The organism is Achromobacter sp. JCM 18799 (genome assembly GCF_055395645.1).
This window is the reverse complement of sequence record NZ_AP043866.1, coordinates 3,817,257-3,834,367: the sequence shown is the minus strand read 5'-3', so window position 1 is coordinate 3,834,367 and position 17,111 is coordinate 3,817,257. Positions and strand designations below refer to the sequence as shown.

Annotated in this window: 14 protein-coding genes; 5 read left to right on the top strand and 9 right to left on the bottom strand. The window is 66.5% G+C overall.

Features of this window, described 5'->3' with window-relative positions; genetic code table 11:
- The first annotated feature begins 92 nt into the window (after positions 1-92).
- Complete coding sequence (gene pdxR / locus ACZ5YA_RS17980) at positions 93-1,586, top strand: MocR-like pyridoxine biosynthesis transcription factor PdxR (protein WP_464091012.1); 1,494 nt, start codon at positions 93-95, stop codon at positions 1,584-1,586.
- 6 nt (positions 1,587-1,592) lie between these two features.
- Here the strand turns inward: pdxR and ACZ5YA_RS17975 are convergent, their stop codons facing one another.
- The 7 genes from ACZ5YA_RS17975 to ACZ5YA_RS17945 form a co-directional block, all read right to left on the bottom strand.
- Positions 1,593-2,891, bottom strand: coding sequence for a serine hydroxymethyltransferase (locus tag ACZ5YA_RS17975; protein ID WP_464091011.1), 1,299 nt, complete (start codon positions 2,889-2,891; stop codon positions 1,593-1,595).
- Positions 2,892-2,929: 38 nt separating this feature from the next.
- Positions 2,930-4,129 (bottom strand): benzoate/H(+) symporter BenE family transporter, encoded by a 1,200-nt coding sequence (locus tag ACZ5YA_RS17970; protein WP_059371200.1) that lies wholly within the window; start codon positions 4,127-4,129, stop codon positions 2,930-2,932.
- Between the two features lie 156 nt (positions 4,130-4,285).
- The gene (locus ACZ5YA_RS17965; RefSeq protein WP_419341250.1) at positions 4,286-5,146 is read right to left on the bottom strand and encodes a patatin-like phospholipase family protein; all 861 of its coding nucleotides are present in this window, start codon (positions 5,144-5,146) and stop codon (positions 4,286-4,288) included.
- A complete protein-coding gene (locus tag ACZ5YA_RS17960; protein WP_118931548.1) occupies positions 5,147-7,144 on the bottom strand; it encodes a flavin-containing monooxygenase in 1,998 nt (665 codons plus the stop codon).
- 44 nt (positions 7,145-7,188) lie between these two features.
- A complete protein-coding gene (locus tag ACZ5YA_RS17955; protein WP_464091010.1) occupies positions 7,189-8,154 on the bottom strand; it encodes a Bug family tripartite tricarboxylate transporter substrate binding protein in 966 nt (321 codons plus the stop codon).
- Between the two features lie 33 nt (positions 8,155-8,187).
- Positions 8,188-9,180: a ketopantoate reductase family protein gene (locus ACZ5YA_RS17950; protein WP_464091009.1), complete on the bottom strand. Its 993-nt coding sequence runs from the start codon at positions 9,178-9,180 to the stop codon at positions 8,188-8,190.
- Between the two features lie 45 nt (positions 9,181-9,225).
- On the bottom strand, positions 9,226-9,984 hold the full coding sequence (locus ACZ5YA_RS17945) for a class II aldolase/adducin family protein (RefSeq protein ID WP_464091008.1): 759 nt from the start codon (positions 9,982-9,984) through the stop codon (positions 9,226-9,228).
- 297 nt (positions 9,985-10,281) lie between these two features.
- Here ACZ5YA_RS17945 and ACZ5YA_RS17940 point away from each other — a divergent pair, with 297 nt between their 5' ends.
- Positions 10,282-11,820 carry an AMP-binding protein gene (locus tag ACZ5YA_RS17940; protein WP_464091007.1) on the top strand — a complete coding sequence of 513 codons (1,539 nt, stop codon included), beginning with the start codon at positions 10,282-10,284 and terminating at the stop codon, positions 11,818-11,820.
- Between the two features lie 16 nt (positions 11,821-11,836).
- On the opposite strand, the gene ACZ5YA_RS17935 is transcribed toward ACZ5YA_RS17940, so the two are convergent.
- Positions 11,837-12,745, bottom strand: a complete 909-nt coding sequence (locus tag ACZ5YA_RS17935; RefSeq protein ID WP_464091006.1) for a LysR family transcriptional regulator — start codon at positions 12,743-12,745, stop codon at positions 11,837-11,839.
- A gap of 71 nt (positions 12,746-12,816) precedes the next feature.
- Entirely contained in the window at positions 12,817-13,710 is an 894-nt protein-coding gene (locus ACZ5YA_RS17930; RefSeq protein ID WP_118931552.1) for a LysR family transcriptional regulator, read from the bottom strand.
- A 102-nt stretch (positions 13,711-13,812) separates the two neighbouring features.
- On the opposite strand from ACZ5YA_RS17930, the gene ACZ5YA_RS17925 reads away from it, so the two are divergent.
- The 3 genes from ACZ5YA_RS17925 to ACZ5YA_RS17915 all read left to right on the top strand — a co-directional run bounded on the left by ACZ5YA_RS17925 (position 13,813) and on the right by ACZ5YA_RS17915 (position 17,101).
- Entirely contained in the window at positions 13,813-14,421 is a 609-nt protein-coding gene (locus ACZ5YA_RS17925) for an NAD(P)H-dependent oxidoreductase (protein ID WP_464091005.1), read from the top strand.
- Between the two features lie 36 nt (positions 14,422-14,457).
- A complete protein-coding gene (locus tag ACZ5YA_RS17920; RefSeq protein WP_464091004.1) occupies positions 14,458-15,471 on the top strand; it encodes an NADP-dependent oxidoreductase in 1,014 nt (337 codons plus the stop codon).
- Positions 15,472-15,574: 103 nt separating this feature from the next.
- Positions 15,575-17,101, top strand: a complete 1,527-nt coding sequence (locus ACZ5YA_RS17915) for an argininosuccinate lyase (protein ID WP_464091003.1) — start codon at positions 15,575-15,577, stop codon at positions 17,099-17,101.
- Positions 17,102-17,111 lie beyond the last annotated feature (10 nt).

The window sequence follows — 17,111 nt, the reverse complement described above, 5'->3', positions numbered from 1 at the left end:
GGTTGCGCCCGCGGTTGCCGTGGCGAAGGGGTGAGTCTACGGATAGAATGGCCGGCCCGGACAGGCCAGTTTTCTTCTTGTGAGCAGACCGCATGCCTAAGACCTTCGAGCTGGATACGCTGAAGATGCGCATGAACGATGCGGAGCTCCAGCGCCTGGAGCTGCATCAGAGGATCCAGCGGGCGCTGCGCGCCCTGATCCTGGACGGCGCGCTGGAGCCGGGCCTCAGGCTGCCCGCGACCCGCGGATTGGCCAAATCGCTGGGGGTGGCGCGCGATACTGTGGAGAACGCCTATGTGCAGTTGCATCGCGACGGTTACATCGTGCGGCGCGAGGGCTCGGGCAGCTACGTGTCGCAGACCGTGAGCACCGAACTGCGCGGCGCCGCGCGCAGGCGTGCGAAGTTGGATGGCAAGCTGGGCGCGCTACCGGCAGGGGCGGGGCTGAGCCGGCGCGGGCGCATGATCCTGGACAGCGGCGGGGTCGCGGACCAGCAGGTCATCAAGGCGTTCGCCACGGGGCTGCCGGAAACCCGCACCTTTCCCACCGACGTTTGGGAACGGTTGCAGCGCCAGGTCCTGAAGGACTACCGCAGCCATGTGCTGCTGCATGGCGACCCGCAGGGCGCCGAGCCCTTGCGCCGCGCCATCGCCGCCTACCTGAACCTGGAGCGCGGGGCCAAGGTCTTGCCCGAGCAGGTGCTGGTGTTGAGCAGCACCCGCCAGGCCCTGTTCCTGTGCGCGCAATTGCTGGCGGACGCCGGCAAGCCCATCCTGATGGAAAACCCCGGTTACTTCGGCGCCCGCAAGGCCTTCGAATCCGCGGAAACGCGCATCGTGCCCATTGACGTCGACGCGCAGGGCATACGCCTGGACCTGCTGCGCGCGGACCGCAGCGGCGCCAACTGCGTGTACGTGACGCCGTCGCACCAATACCCCACCGGCGTGACGTTGTCGCTTGAGCGCAGGCTGGATCTGATCGGCTGGGCGGCGGAACACGGCAAGTGGATCATCGAGGACGACTACGACAGCGAATTCCACTACGACGGCCTGCCTACAGCCTGCGTGCAGGGGCTGGACATGCACCAGCGCACCCTCTACCTGGGCACGTTCAGCAAGACGCTGTATCCGGGCCTCAGGATGGGATACATGGCGCTGCCGCCCGGCCTGGTCGATGCCTTTGCCCGAGCGCGCAGCATCATGGACGGGCATACGCCGCAGATCCTGCAGCTGACGCTGGCGCGCTTCATGGACGACGGCCATTACAACTCGCACGTGCGAGCCATGCGAAAACTGTACGCGGGACGACGGCAGGTGTTGCTGGAGTCGCTGGGCAAGCAGCTCGGCGGCGTCGTGCAGGCCTACAGGCCTCCCGGAGGGTTGCAGATCCCATGCCTGCTCGAGCGCGGATGGTCCGAGGAACAGACCATCCGCCAGGCCGAGGCCGCAGGCCTGCGGCTGCCCGGACTGAGCCGGCTCTATGCGGGCGATCACAAGCAGCAGGGCTGGCTGCTGGGCTATGCCTCGCTGACGGCCTACGAGATCGAAGCCGCGGTGCTGCGGCTGTCGAATGCGTTGAAGCGCTAGGGCGCTTCAGTACGGCAGCGGGAAGCGCATGGCCAGCCCGGCCACGCCTTCGCGGATGGCGCTTTCCGTGCGGGTGTCGACGGCCCCGGCGCGTACGCCGCCCAGCAAGGCCAGGATCATGTCGCCGATTTCCTGGAATTCGGCGGGCCCCATGCCGCGCGACGTGCAGGCGGCGCTGCCCACGCGTATGCCGGAGGTGACGGCAGGCTTGGCGGCATCGTTGGGGACGGCGTTCTTGTTCAAGGTGATGCCAACCTGTTCCAGCGCTTGCTCCGCCGTATTGCCGGCCAACCCCCAGGGCCGCAGATCGACCACGCCCAGATGGCAGTCCGTGCCGCCAGACACGATGGACAGGCCGCCTTCGGCCAGCCGGCGGCACAGAACGCGCGCATTCTCGACCACGGCGTGGGCGTAGGTGCGGAAGGCGGGCTGCAGCGCTTCACCCAGGGCCACGGCCTTGGCGGCGATGATGTGCATCAGCGGACCGCCCTGCAGGCCCGGGAATACGGCCGCATCGATCTTGCGGGCGAGCTCGCTGTCGTTGGTCAGGATCATGCCGCCGCGCGGACCGCGCAAGGTCTTGTGGGTGGTGGTGGTCGTGACGTGCGCATGCGGCACCGGCGAGGGATATGCCCCGGCCGCGGCCAGGCCGGCGAAATGGGCCATGTCCGCCATGAAGATCGCGCCCACCTCATCGGCAATGGCGCGAAAGCGCGCGAAGTCCAGCGTGCGCGAGTAGGCCGAGCCGCCGGCGATGATGAGCTTGGGTCTTTCCTGGCGCGCGATGCGCTCGACCTCGTCCATGTCCACCCGGTGCGTGGCGGGATCGACGCTGTAGCTCAGCGCCTGCAGCCAGCGTCCCGACATGTTGACCTTGGAGCCATGGGTCAGGTGTCCGCCCGCCTTCAGGTCCAGTCCCAGGATCTTGTCGCCGGGCGCCAGCAGCGCCAGGTAGACCGCCTGGTTGGCTTGGCTGCCGGAGTGGGGCTGTACGTTGGCGTAGCGCGCGCCGAACAGACGCGTGGCGCGCTCGATTGCGATTTCCTCGGCCACGTCGGCGTTGACGCAGCCGCCGTAATAGCGGCGGCCGGGGTAGCCTTCGGCGTACTTGTTCGTCAGCACGGAGCCCTGGACTTCCAGCACCGCACGGCTGACGAAGTTCTCGGAGGCGATGAGTTCTATCGAGTGTCTCTGCCGGCGCCGTTCGGCGTCGATGGCGCCCCAGATGCCGGGATCGGCCTGCGCCAGGGGCTGGGCGTTGACACTAGGCAGCGCGAGGCTGTCGGGAAGATCGGTGTTCGTCACGGTGGTTCCTGTTTCGATTGGCAAGTGGCGACGGGAGGTCAAGAATTGGCGGCCAGCGCTCGCTGGCCCCCATGGATCAGCAGGTGCGCGGTCAGGCCGGCGACCAGGCCCCAGAACGCGCCGCCCACGCCCAGCAGCGTGACGTTGGCGGCAGTGGCCAGAAAGGTGATGAGCGCGGTTTCGCGGGTGCGGGCGTCGGCCATGGCGTTGGCCAGGCTGCCGCCGATCGCGCCCAGCAGGGCAAGGCCGGCCAGCGTGGTGATGAACGCCTTGGGCAGCACCATGAACAAGGTCGCCAGCGTGACGCCGAAGGTGCCCACCAGGATGTAGAACACGCCGCAGGCCAGGCCCGCGAGGTAACGCTTGGCCGGATCCGGATGCGCATCCCGGCCGGTGCAGATCGCGGCGGTGATCGCCGCGACGTTGAAGGCGTGCGCGCCGAAGGGCGCCATGATGAGCGAGCCCAGGCCCGTCACGGTGAGGATGGGATTCGCGCTGGTCTGGTAGCCGTCGTTGCGCAACACCAGCATGCCGGGCATGTATTGCCCTGTCAGCGTGATGATGAAAAGCGGCAAGGCGACGCCCAGCAGCGCCTGCAGCGAGAACCGCGGCATCTCGAATACCGGCGCGGCCAGACTGAGGTGGACCGCCGAGAAGTCGATGCGGCCTTGCGCGATGAGCAGCCCCAGGCCGATGACCAGGATGCCGACCACCGCGAAGCGCGAGGTGTAGCGCTTGAGCAGGGCGTAGGAGATGACCAGCACGATCACCAGCAGCGGATCGGCGCTGGCCCCGCCGAAGGCATTGACGCCGAATTGCAGCAGGATGCCGGCCAGCAGGCCGGCGGCGATGCCGCCCGGAATCATGCGCACCAGCTTCTCGAATGCGCCGGACAGGCCGAGCACGATGAAGCCCAGCGCCGACAGGATGTAGGCGCCGATGACCTCGCCGTAGGGCGTGAACGGCATCACGGTCGCCAGGAACGCCACGCCGGGCGTGGACCAGGCCGTGATGACGGGCGCCTTGTAGCGCCAGCTCAGCAGCGCGCCGGTGATGCCGACGCCGATGGAAACCGCCCACACCCAGGACGCGGTCTGGGCCGGCGTCAGCCTGGCCAGCTCCGCCGCCTGGAACACCAGCACGAAGGTGCCACCGTAGTTCACCAGCACCGAGATCAGGGCTGCGACGGTGGGGGAAAAGAAATCGGCGGGTCTAAGGCCAGCCGGTGATGCGTTCATGGTTCACTCCGCGTTCGTGGTGGGGCCAGGCCGCGTGGCGGCCGGGCTTGAACGGGGAGTCTAGGGTGCTGGCGGTATGTCGATACCTGCCACATTCAGGAAAGTGAGCAGACCGCTTTCTGACGGGAACAGCGCTGGGCGGAATGCGGGACAGGATCAGCGCCACGCTTGCCGCAGGGCTTGCGCGATCGCCGATGCCTGGCGCAGCCCGGCCTCGGCGGCGTCGGCGCGCCGCGCGGGGTCCAGCACGTTGTCGCCGATGGCCTGTACGCTGGCCGCGTCCGGCAGCACGGCGTGGACCAGGCTGCCGGCCTCGCACAAGGTCTGCAGTTCGCGCCGCAGATGGCCGCTGACAGGATTCCCTTCTCGATAACCCAGCGGCGCCAGCACCACGACCTGCTGGTAGCCGGCCGCCATATCGGCATTGGTCATGGAACGGATGCCGCCGTCCATGTAGGTCGCGCCGCCGATGGGCACGGCTGGCCAGGCGCCCGGCACGGCGCAGCTGGCGGCGATGGCATCGATGAAATCGACCTGGTCGGCGGCGCTGAAACTGCGCCCTTCGCCGGTGGCCGTGTCGACCGCGACCACCAGCAATGGACGGGAGGGCCAGTCGCTTGCGCCCAGACGGGAGGCGATGATGGCGCGACGTTCTGCCAGTGTGGGCGTGGCGGAGCGCCGCGCATAGGCGCCGATGCGCCGGCGCGCCTGCCCCAGGTCAGCGCCCACTTTGCCGTACAGCTCGCGGTTCTTGTCGTCAGCCGCCTGTTGCGAGTACGGACGGTATTGTTCGGCGCCTGTCCCGCACAGCTGCGTCGCCAGCAGCTGCATGGGCGGGACGCCCAGCGCCAGTTGCGCGCCGGCGACGGAACCGGCGGAGCAACCGATGAACAAGTCCGCGCAGCAGAGGTCGACGTCGTGGCGCGCCAGGCCCGCCAGAATGCCGATCTCCCAGGCCAGCCCTGTCACGCCGCCGCAGCCCAGCACCAGGCAACGCTTCTTCTGCGCTTGTGGCATTCAGGCAATCTCGACGCGGTCGGATGCGGACGGCTTGGCTTCGCCCACGCGAGACGCCGGGCGGTAGTGGTAGTCGCCCATGTCCGTCTTGCGCAGCATGTGCCAGTAGTCGTCGTTGCGGAACGGGGTGGGCGCCACCACCTTGCCATGCGCGTTGCGATACCAGTTGCTCATGCCTTTGTGGGTCCAGATCATGCGGTCGTGGGCGGCCTGGACGCGGGCGTTATAGGCGTCGTGCCTGTCCCTGCGGACTTCAATCTCGAAGCGTCCGCCGGCCTTGTCCAGTCCTTGCTGCAATAGGCCCATGACATAGCGCACCTGGGTCTCCAGCAGGGCGACGACGCTGCCGCCATGGCCCAGGGCGGTGTTGGGACCGGCCAGGATGAACAGGTTGGGAAAGCCGGGCGCCGCGACTCCCATGAAGGCCTCGGCTCCCTTTTCGTCCCAGGCCTCGCGGATCGAGCGTCCGCCGCGGCCATAGAGCTTGAACGAGGACAGCAGATTGATCGCGTCGAAACCGGTGGCGACCACCAGCACGTCCAGTTCGTGCGCCTGGCCGTTGTCGCTCACCACTGCGTTTTCCGTGACCCGCGCGATGCCGCCAGTGACCAACTCGACATGGTCCCGCGCCATGGTTCGGAACCAGCCGTTGTCCATCAGCATGCGTTTGCCGAAGGGCGGGTAGTCGGGCAGAACGTCGGGCAGCAGATCCTGGCGTTCGCCGAGTTCCGCCTTGATGTAGCTGGTGAAGTGTTCGCGGTGCTTGTCGTTGATCTCATTGATGGCGCGCTCGGGGTGCGGCCATTGCGGATCGATTTGCAGCGTCGCGTGGACCCGGTCGTTGAAGATCCAGGCCAGGCGTTGGCGATACCACTCCTGGTAATACGGTACCTCGCGCAGCAGGAAGCGGACGTCCTCTGGCACGGGCTTCTGGAATTTCTCGAACGGCGCGGCCCATTGCTTGGAGCGCTGGAACACGGTCAGGGAGCGGACCTGGTCGGCGATGGCGGGCACGACCTGCATGGAGCTGGCGCCGTTGCCGATGATGCCCACGTTCTTGCCGCGCAGGTCCAGGCCTTCCGGCCAGTTCGCCGTATGGAAGCAGGGGCCCTTGAAACTCTCCAGGCCGGGTATGGGGGGCAGCTTGGGTACGTTCAACAGACCGACCGCGCTGATGACGATGTCCGCCACATAGTCCTGGACCTGGCCGTCCTGCCCGACCGTGCGTACGTTCCAACACAGTGCGGCTTCGTCGTAGCGGGCGGACTCCACGCGCGTGTTGAAGCGGATGTTGGAGCGCACGCCATGCTGGTCGGCGACGCTTTCGAAATAGCCCTGGATCTCGCCTTGCAGGGCGAAGTAGCGCGACCAGTCGTGCTTGGCGAACGAGTACGAGTAGATGTGGTTGGGGGTGTCCACGCCCGCGCCGGGGTAGCGGTTCTCGTACCAGGTGCCGCCGACTTCGGCGTTCTTCTCGATCACGACATAAGGAATGCCCGCGCCTTGCAGGCGGATCGCGGCGCACAGGCCGGCCACGCCGGCGCCGATGACCAGGACCCGATAGCCTCGCGGCACCCGGAACGCATTGCGTTGCTCCAGCGCGAAGTCCGGATCCAGTCCCAGCCAGGCGGCGATCATGGGGCCGTACGAGTCGGGAACGGTTTCCCCGATGCTGGTGCGCAGCATCGCGACCAGCTGTTCGTGCGTGGGGGCGGGCAGTCTGGGCGGGTGGCCGCTGCGGCTGCGCAGGATGGCCGAGTACGCGGCTTCACGGATTTCCTCCTGCACGGCTTGCGGCAGCCCGCCGGGGTCGTTGTCTTCGAGGCCACGGATGCGCGAACACTGGTAGCGTTCGGACAGCCACTGCGTGTCGCCCGTCAGGTGCACCAGCACCATGAGCAAGGTGGGGATGTTGGCGCTGGCCAGCGCGCGCTTGAGCGTGGCCTCCCACACGTCGTTGCCGAGCGGTTTTGCCGGGGCCGGAGTATCGCGATGCATGTAAGGGTCCTTCCTGGAATGGCGTGGGGGTTGGGGGTGTCGGCCTACTCGGCGGTTGCGCCGGACTTCTTGATCAACTCGGCCCATTTGGCGCTGTCGCTGACGATGAAGGCGCCGAAATCGCCCGGCTTGGTGAACAGGGCGTCCAGGCCCATTTTCTTGAACTGCTCTTGCACGTCGGGCGCCGCCTTCATCTTCTGCAGGGATGCTTGCAGCCTCGCGACGACCGCGGGCGGCGTGCCGGCCGGGGCCACGATCCCCAGCCAGGGCATGGCGTCGTAGCCGGGCAGGCCGGATTCCTCGACCGTGGGCAGGTCGGGCAGCACCGAGGACCGCGTCTTGGTGGTGACGGCGAGCGGCCGTACCTTGCCGCTGTCGAGAAAGGGCTGCGCGGCCGCGATGTCCACGAACAGCATGTCGACTTCACCGCCTGCCAAGGAGGTCAGCGCCGGAACGCTGCCCTTGTAGGGGATGTGGGTCATCTTCAGGCCGGTCAGCGCGGCAAACAGCTCGCCCTCCAGGTGGTTGGACGTGCCGTTGCCGGAAGAGGCGAAGGTCGCCGACTTGCCGTCTTTCTTGAGCGTGGCGATCAATTCCTTCACGCTGGACGCCTGCACCTGCTTGCCCGTCACCAGCACGTGAGGCACGCTGGCGATTAGCGAAACGGGCTGGAAATCCTTGACCGGGTCATAGTTCGCGGTGTTCTTGTACAGGCTGGGAGCGATGCCCAGGGACGATGCCGCCATCAGCAGCGTATAGCCGTCGGCCGGCGCCTTGGCCACATAGGCCGAGGCGATCATGGTGCCGGCGCCGGGCTTGTTGACCACTACCACCGGTTGGCCCAGATCTGCCTGCAGCTTGGCCGCGACCTGCCGGGTCATCACGTCGGTGACGCCGCCCGGCGTGAAGGGCACCACGATGTTGATGGGCTTGTTGGGATATTCCTGGGCGTGGGCGGCTGCGCCCGTGCAGATCAGGGTTGCGGCCAGGCAATGCGATAGCCATTTCATGGATTGTCTCCTGTGGTTTTCTAGGTGGGGTGTTCAGATGGCGCCTGCGCTGAGGTTCCGGTGCCGGATCAATCCCCAGACCGTGTTGGCGTGGGGCATGTCCAGGTTCAGCTTTGCTGCGATCTCGATCATGGCGCCGACGATGGCGTCGATTTCCAACGGCTTGTTTTGCAGCGCGTCCTGCAACATCGAGGTCTGGGCGGCGCCCGCGCTGGCGGCTGCCTGCATGCGTTGCTCGACCATCACCGGCAGCGCAAGCCCGAGCGCCTGGCCCAGCGCCAGGTACTCGCCCAGCATGGCGCGCGCCAGTTTGCCGAGGTGGGGATCGCGAACCATGGCCTCCATGGTGGCGTGGGCCAGCACGCTCAAGGGGTTAAAGGTGGCATTGCCCATCGCCTTGACCCAGACCGCTTGGTGGATGTCGCCGCTGACCTCGCATTGCAGGCCTGAAGCTTGCAACAGTCCGGCGAGCCGGTCGGCCCGCGCAGACCTGGAGCCGTCCGGTTCGCCGAGTATGAGAGTGTTGCGTGCGTTCTGGGCCGTGATGCCAGGCGCGGTGGCGTTCGCCGCGATGTACACCACGGCGCCCAGCACCCGCTCCAATGGCAGCGCTTGCCTGAGGGCACCGCGGCCATCCACCGTTTGCAGCGGCATGTTGCCCAGCGGGCTGTCCAGCGTGGGCAGATACCACCAGGGGATGCCGTTTACGGCCGGCACCACGGTGCCTTTCGGCGCCAGCATCGGCGCCAGGTGCGCGGCGATATCGTCCAGCGCCTGTTGCTTGACCGCAAGAATCAGGTAGTCCGCGCCGCGCACCTGACGCGGATCGTCGGTGGCGCGCACCGGGTAGTGGCGCGTGGCGCCGTCAGCCGTCAAGCCGACGCCATGTTGCCGCAGGGCGGCCAGCGTTTGTCCGCGGGCGATCATGGTCACCTCGCAGCCAGCCTGGGCCAGGCGCGCGGCGAGCAGACAGCCGATCGCGCCCGCACCATATACCGCGACGCGGCATTGATGAGCATCTTCCATTTCTACTCTACGAAAAGTGGCCGCCAGGGGGCGGCGCGGTTGCCGCTATTCCTGGTATTCGGGCCGGATGCGTTGCAGCAGCCGGAGCAGGGGAGGCCAGTGCTTGTGGCGGGACGGACGGTCGAGGCGGTCGAACTGGCGGCCGACCTTCTCGGCAACTGCGGCGGAGGGTGTTACCAGCGGCAGGCCGCCGGCCAGCGCCGCGACCTGCGCCTGGCAGGCGCGCTCCAGATAGAACATGGCGTCGAAGGCGTCTGGCACGCTGGCGCCGCAGACCAGCAGGCCGTGATTGCGCAGGATCATCGCGCTGTGGGGGCCGAGATCGGCGATCAGGCGCTGCTGTTCGTCCATGTCGAGCGCGACGCCTTCGTAGTCGTGGTAGCCGATGCGGTTGTGAAAGCGCATGGCATGCTGCGAAATCATGAGCAGGCCGGCCTCTTGCGCGGATACCGCGATGCCGGCCGCGGTATGCGTATGCATGACGCAGGCCGAGTCGTGGCGGACGCGATGGATGGCGCTATGGATGACGAAGCCGGCGGGGTTGATGCCCAGGCCGGTCTGGTCCAGCAGGATGCCGCCGTCTATGTCCACCTTGACCAGGTTGGACGCGGTGATTTCGTTGAACATCAGCCCGTAGGCATTGATCAGGAAGTGCGGCTGGGCGCCGGGAACCCTCGCCGAGATATGCGTATAGATGTGGTCGGTCATACGCATTTCGACAGCCAGGTTATAGGCTGCGGCGAGGTCTACGCGCACTGCCCATTCCTCGGCCGAAACCTGGTCCTTGATCGATGCCTCTTGCACGGCAGCTCCTCCAGTTTTGCATTCTTCTTGGTCTGGCCGGCGCTTCTGCTGCGTGGCCTCTTTGAACCGGAGTATAGGTTTTCCGACTGCTGGCGACTAAGCAAACGTTTTGATGGAAAAGCATAAATCCCATCAATCATTCAGCCTTGCCGGCATGCATGAAAAACCTTGATGGATATGCATAAAAACGTTTAGCTAGTGCCGCGAAATGCCGCTACCTATACTGATTTTCCTACTCATGGGCGCAGCCGCAAGGAGCCGGCGCGCCGTTGAAAAATCAGAATAGCCGGAGGCTGGATGGACGCAGCAGGAAACCGCGGGATCACGGATTTGCTCGATGAACAGGCGCTGTGCCACGGGCATAAGCTGGCGATCGTGCATGAGTACCAGAACGGCGACATCAGCCAGTTGAGCTTCATCCAGTTGCGCGAGGCGGCCCGCGCATTCGCCGCGGGCTTGCAGGCGCGCGGCGTGCAGCCGGGCGACCGCGTATTCGTTTTCATGGGCAACACCGCAGAGTACGTGCCGCTGTGGATGGGCCTGATGCTGGCGGGCGCCGTCATCGTGGCCGGCAACATCCATCTCACTGCGCCGGAAGTAGCCTATCAGCTTGAGCATTGTCAGCCCGCGCTGGCGCTGGTCGAGCCCGCGCACGAAGCGTTGATCCGCGAAGTCCGCGACGCGATGGATCAAGGCCCGGAAATCGTGCCGGTGGCGCGCGGCAGCCTGGGGCCGGAAGGCGTGAGCGGCGCGCTGGCGGCGACGTCCGCGGATTACCGCGAGCCCGAGCTATGCAGCGACGACCTTGCGCAGATCCTGTACACGTCGGGTACTTCGGCGCGGCCCAAGGGGGTGATGCTCACGCACGCCAACTTGCTCTGGTGTGGCCAGGCGGGCGCGGCCAACAGCGGCATAGGCCGCGCTGACCGCGTGTTCAACAACAAGCCGCTGTTCCACGCCAACTGCCAGGAAACCGTGCTGTCCTGCCTGACCGCGGGCGCCACCGCGGTGATCGGGGAACGCTATAGCGCCACGCGCTACCTGCGCCAGCTCATCGAACACCGCATCACGATATGCAGCCTGTCCGGCATGCTGTGCCGAACCTTGTTGAACCAGCCGCCCACGCCTTTCGATACGGCGCATCAGGTGCGGTACGCGGGCTATGCCATCAATATTTCGGAAGCCGAGATCGCGGCGTTCATCGAGCGTTTCCGTATCCCGTTGCGCAACGGCTACGGGCAGTCCGAGACCATGCTTTACATCACCTTGCAGCCCCATGCCTCGCCCTCGACCTATCCGTCCATCGGGCGCGCCACGCCCGACCGCGAAGTGTTCGTGGTCGACGACGACAACCGGCCGGTGGCCGTGGGCGCAGTCGGCGAGATCGTGGTGCGCGGACGTCCTGGGCGCACGCTGACCCTGGGCTACTACCGCGACCCGGCGGCGACGCAGGCGGTGTTCGAGGGCGGCTGGCTGCACACGGGGGACCTCGGCTACCAGGATGCCAAGGGCAACTTCTTTTTCTTCGGCCGCAAGAAGGAAGTGATCAAGCGGGCTGGCGAGAACATCTCGGCGGCGGAGGTGGAAGAGGCCTTGATGGGGCATCCCGCCGTGCGCGACGTGGCCGTGGTGGGCATACCCGATCCGGTGCGCGACCAGTCGGTCAAGGCTTTCGTCGTGCTGCACGCCGGGCACCAGGCGGATGCGGATGCCATCAAGACCTATTGCGCCGGGCGCCTTGCATATTTCAAGGTACCCGAGCACGTGCAGTTCATGACTGAGTTGCCGCGCAACGCCAGCGGCAAAGTGCAGAAGCGCGCGCTGCTCGACGCCTGAACGCGGCCGCGAGTCATCAGGCGTGGCCGGTAGCCGCCTTGCCCAGGCGGGCAAGGGCTTCGGCGACCTGATGGACGACGGACTGGCCCTGGTTGCGGTGGATGGCGATGGTGAACTCCAGCGTCAGCGGCGTCTGCGCCGGGTCCACCAGCACCAGAGTGCCGGCGCGAACTTGTTCGGCCACCATCATTTCCGGCAACTGCGCGATGCCGCCGCCGGCCTCGACGACTTCGATCAGGCTGTTCAGGCGATTGCAGCTGCAGATGTTGTCCAGGTTGGCGCCCATATCGCGCAGCTCGTCCTGCGCCGGTCCGAAGAAACCCGACGGGCGCGATACGCACCACAACGGCTCGGTTTGCAGTAGCGATTGCATGGTGCGAGGCTGGCCTTCAGCGTTGCTCAGCAGCCGGGACGAGACCATCCACGACATGCGGGTCGTACCCAGCGACTCGCAGATGAACTGGTCGTCGCGCAGATGATTGGCCATGATCGCGATGTCCAGCGCGCCGGACGTCAGGTGCTCCTGCAGCTTGACCGCGAGGTCCAGCTCGATCTCGTAGGTAACGCGCGGCAGGGCGCGGCGCAGCTCGGGCACTACGCGTGAAAACCAGGTCATGGAAATCTCGCCCATGCCGATGCGCACCGTGCCGGCAGCGTTATTGACGGCCTCCGCGTCGGTGAAGGCGTCTTCCACTGCCAGCAGCAGCGGTTCCACGCGTTCGACGAAACGGCGCGCGGGCACCGTAAGTTCCAGCCGGCGGCCGCGCTTCTCGAAGAGAGGAAAGCCCAGCGACTGCTCCAGCTCCTTCATGCGCGCCGAGACGGCGGGTTGGGAAGTGTGCAGCCGTTCGGCTGCGGCGCGGAAACTGCCCAGCTTGGCGATCTGGCACAGGGTTTCGGCGTTGGTCAGATTCGGACGGGGCATGGGCGCATGGTGTGGTTTTTGGGCGGTATGTTAAGGCCAAAGGACGCGGACGGGCTGTCCGCGCCGCGGTTTCATTCGGATTTCTGGCTCTCTTCGCGCAGTATTTGGCCCAGGCGGCGCGCGCCAGGTCCTGCTGCGTCGGGATCGGGGTAGACCAGGTACAGCGCGCCCCAGCGCTGCGCGCCATCCAGCAGCGGCAGCGGCTTCAATTCGCCCGAGGCCAACTGTTCGCGGATCCAGTCCTGCGGATACCACGCGAAGCCCATGCCCATGCACGCCGCGCGTATCGACGTGCTCTTGTGACTGACGGTGATGCGCTGCTCGGCGACGTCCCAGACGCTGGGCCGCACGCGCTGGCGGCCGCTGTCACGGATCACCAGATGGCGATGCGCCTTGAGGTCTTCGAGCGACAGCGGACGGTTCATCTGGTGCAGGGGATGCGACGGCGCGGCCGCGGCGATCGCGCAATAGCGCAGCAGCGCGTCGCCGACATGGCCGGCCGGAATGTGGTCGGCGCAGATGGCGAGGTCGGCCTCGCCCGAGAGCAACAGTTCATCCGTGCCGCCGACCACTGATTCGTGAAGTTCGATGCGTGTCTCGGGGAACTCGCCGGCAATCCTGTCCAGGCAGCGCAACAGCAGGTCCGTCGGGAACAGGCTTTCCACGGCCAGCGTCAGCATCTGCTCCCGTCCCTTGGCCAGATTGGCCGCCGCCCGTTCCAGGCGTTGGGCCTCGCCCACCAGCGACTTGCCGCGCCGGTAGAGGATCTTGCCGTCGTCCGTGAGCAAGGCCTTGCGTCCGTCCATGGCGAACACGGCCACGCCCAGCCGCTCCTCGATCTGGCGGATCGCGTAGCTGATGGTCGACTGCGATTTGCTGAGCGCGTCGGCGGCCTGGGCATAGCCGCCCGCGTCCACCACGGCGACCAGGGCCTGCCATTGCTCCAGCGAAATCCGAGGCGGCATATATATCTACCAGTTAGATAGGTTTTAACGAAATATTGAACTATTTTATCTGATGGGTAGATGATTCAATGGCTCATCGTCATCGCGACACAAAGGGCCGACATGAACATCCTGGTTATCGCCGCCAGCGCGCCTGCTGGCTCTTACTCCGCCACGCTTGCCGAGCGCTACGTGGCCGGCGTCCAGGCTGGCGGCCGGGCCCGCGTCGTCTGGGCGGACCTGGACGCGGAGTCCTTCGACCCGCGCATGACCGCGGCCGACCTGGCCTTCTATCGCGGCAACGGCAACTTGCCCGGCGACGTGCGGCGTGAGCAATTGCGGGTGGAGGCCGCCGACCTGATCGTGCTGGCGTTCCCGGTCTACTGGTGGAGCATGCCGGCGCTGGTCAAGGGCTGGATCGATCGCGTGTTCACCAAGGGATGGGCTTTCGGCGTCGGCGGCGGGCAGCCCGGCCGGCTGGCCGGAAAGCGCGTGCGCCTGATCGCGACCGGCGGCGCCGGCGCGCAAGCCTATGACGGGCACGGGTACCGCGCCGCGATTGCCACGCAGATCGAACACGGGGTCTTCCATTACAGCGGCGTGAGCGATGTGCGCACGCACCTGTTTCTTGATGTCGAGAGCGGTGACGACAAGGCGCGCGTGCGCGGCCTGTCGGATGCGCACGCGCTCGGCTTGTCGTACGCGGCGCCTGGCTCACGAGCCGCGCGCTGACCCTTTCTCTTCCTACTCTTTTCAATGAGGTCCGCCATGTCTATCGCCACCCGGGAAATCCACTTGAAGCATCGCCCCACGGGGCTGCCCACGCCAGCCGACTTCGCGCTGGTCGAAACAACGCTGCCCGCGCCCAAGCCGGGGCAGATCCTGGTCCGCAATCTGTGGATGTCGGTAGATCCGTACATGCGCGGCCGCATGGATGAACGCAAGAGCTACATCGATCCGTTCGCGCTGGATCAGGTGATGGACGGCGCGGCGGTCGGCGTGGTCGAGCAGAGCGCCGATCCGCGCTTCGCCGCAGGCGACCGCGTGGTGCATTTCGCCGGGTGGCGCGAGCACGCGCTGATCGACGCGGCGCACGCCACCCCTGTCGCCGACGACGGCATTCCCTTGCAGACCTATCTGGGCGCGCTGGGCTTTCCGGGCTTGACGGCCTACGTGGGGCTGACGCGGATCGCCAACGCGCAAGCAGGCGAGACCATTTTCGTGTCCGCAGCCAGCGGCGCGGTCGGCAGCGTGGTGGTCCAGATGGCCAAGCAGATGGGGTTGCGTGTGGTGGCGTCCGCGGGGTCGGAGGACAAGGCGCGCTGGCTGCGCGACGTGGCCGGGGTCGACGCGGTCATCGACTACCGCAACGCGCCTGACCTGACCGCGGCGCTGGCGCAGGCCGCGCCGCAGGGCATCGACATCTATTTCGACAACGTTGGCGGCGACCACCTGGACAGCGCGCTGGCGCTGGCTCGCGATCATGCGCGTTTCGTGTTGTGCGGCATGATCTCGGGCTACAACGAGGGCAAGCCGGCCGTCGGCGTGCGCAACCTGTTTTCGGCCATTGAAAAGCGCATCAAGCTGCAGGGCCTGATCGCATCCGATCACATTGACGTACTACCGGAATTCATCCCCCGGATGAGCGCGTGGATCATGGCCGGACAGGTGCAGCTGCGGGAAACGGTGGTGGATGGGCTGGAGCGTGCGCCCGAGGCTTTCATCGGGTTGTTCAAGGGCGCCAACACGGGAAAGATGCTGGTCAGGCTGACCAAGTCCTGAAGATCCAGCCGGCACATGCGGGCGGATGGCTCGGTGAAATCCGCCATTTCCCGCCGCCAGGCCCGCCGATACACTGGCCGCTCGCCATCCTAACGAGACAGCCATGAGACATCTACTTCCCGCCCTGGGCGCCGCGCTTGCCTTTACGTTCGGCGCGCAGGCATCGGCCCAGCAAGCCCAGCCCGCGGCCTCCGTGCCGCGCGATCCGTTCTTCTGGCTGGGCGAGATCAACAAGGCCACCGCCGTCATCAACACGGACGAGGGGCTGCTGGACAAGTCCATGGCGCCGCGGCTGGCGGCCGGCGTGGCCAAGGTGATCAACGACGGCAACCAGCCCGGCGCCAAGCGGCCGGCCAGCGTCATTACCTTCGAGCCGCTGCTGATCAAGGCGGCGGGCGAGGACGTGACGCTGCTGCACGCGGGGCGCTCCAGCCAGGACATGCACGCGACCTACCGCAGCGCCATCCTGCGCGACAAGCTGCTGGACCTGGCGGCCCAGTTGAACGCCACCTCCACCACCCTGGTGGAACTGGCGGGCAAGCATGCCGCGACCATCGTGCCGAACTACACCAACGGCGTGGCCGCGCAACCCAACAGCTATGGCCACTATCTGCTGGGGCAGGCCGCCGGCCTGGCGCGCGACGCCCAACGCATCCGCGAAGCCTATGTGCGCATCGACCGTTCGCCCATGGGCACGACGGTGCTCAACGGCACCAGCTGGCCGCTGGACCGCAAGCGCATGGCGCAATACCTGGGCTTTGCCGCGCTGGTCGACAACGCCTATGACGCCTCGCAGATCTCGTCCATGGATCAGCCCGTCGAAGTCGCGTCCATCGTCACCAGCATCGCGTTGCGCACGGGCAATTTCGTCGAGGACGTGATGACGCAGTACGCCCAGCCGCGTCCCTGGATCCTGCTGGAAGAGGGCGGCGGCAATACCTACGTGTCCAGCGCCATGCCGCAGAAGCGTAATCCCGGCTTGCTCAACGACACCCGCAGCGATGCGTCCACCGCCGTGACGCTGGCCATGGGGCCGGTGGTGCAGACGCACAACATCACGCCCGGCATGAGCGACCCGAAGGACGTGAAGCAGAATTCCGCCATGGTGGACGCCGGCATTTCGGCGCTCAAGCGCTGGGACCGGGTGCTGAAAGCGATGGTTCTCAGCCCCGAGCGGGCGCTGGAGGAGCTGAACAGCGACTGGACCGCCTCGCAGGAACTGGCCGACGTGCTGATGCGCAAGTACAAGCTGCCGTTCCGCGACGGCCACCACTTCGCGTCCGAGGTCGTCAGCTACGCCAAGGCCAACAACATCAAGCCGCTGGACTTTCCGTACGAACAGGCGCGCCGCATCTATGCGGACGCCATGAAGGACTCGAAGTACGGCAACGAACTGCCGATGAGCGAGGCGGAGTTCCGCTCGACGCTGGACCCCGTGGCCATCGTCAAGAACCGCGCCACTTCGGGCGGTCCGCAACCGGCTGAAATGGACCGCATGCTGAAGGAAGCGCGCGCGCAGCTGGCCGAGCAGGACGCCTGGATCAAGGCGCGCCGCGCCTACATCAATGATGCGCTGGCGGAGCTGGATAAGAAATTCGGCGCGCTGGTGGCCAGCGCGCCGAAGCAGTAGAACCAGCAGG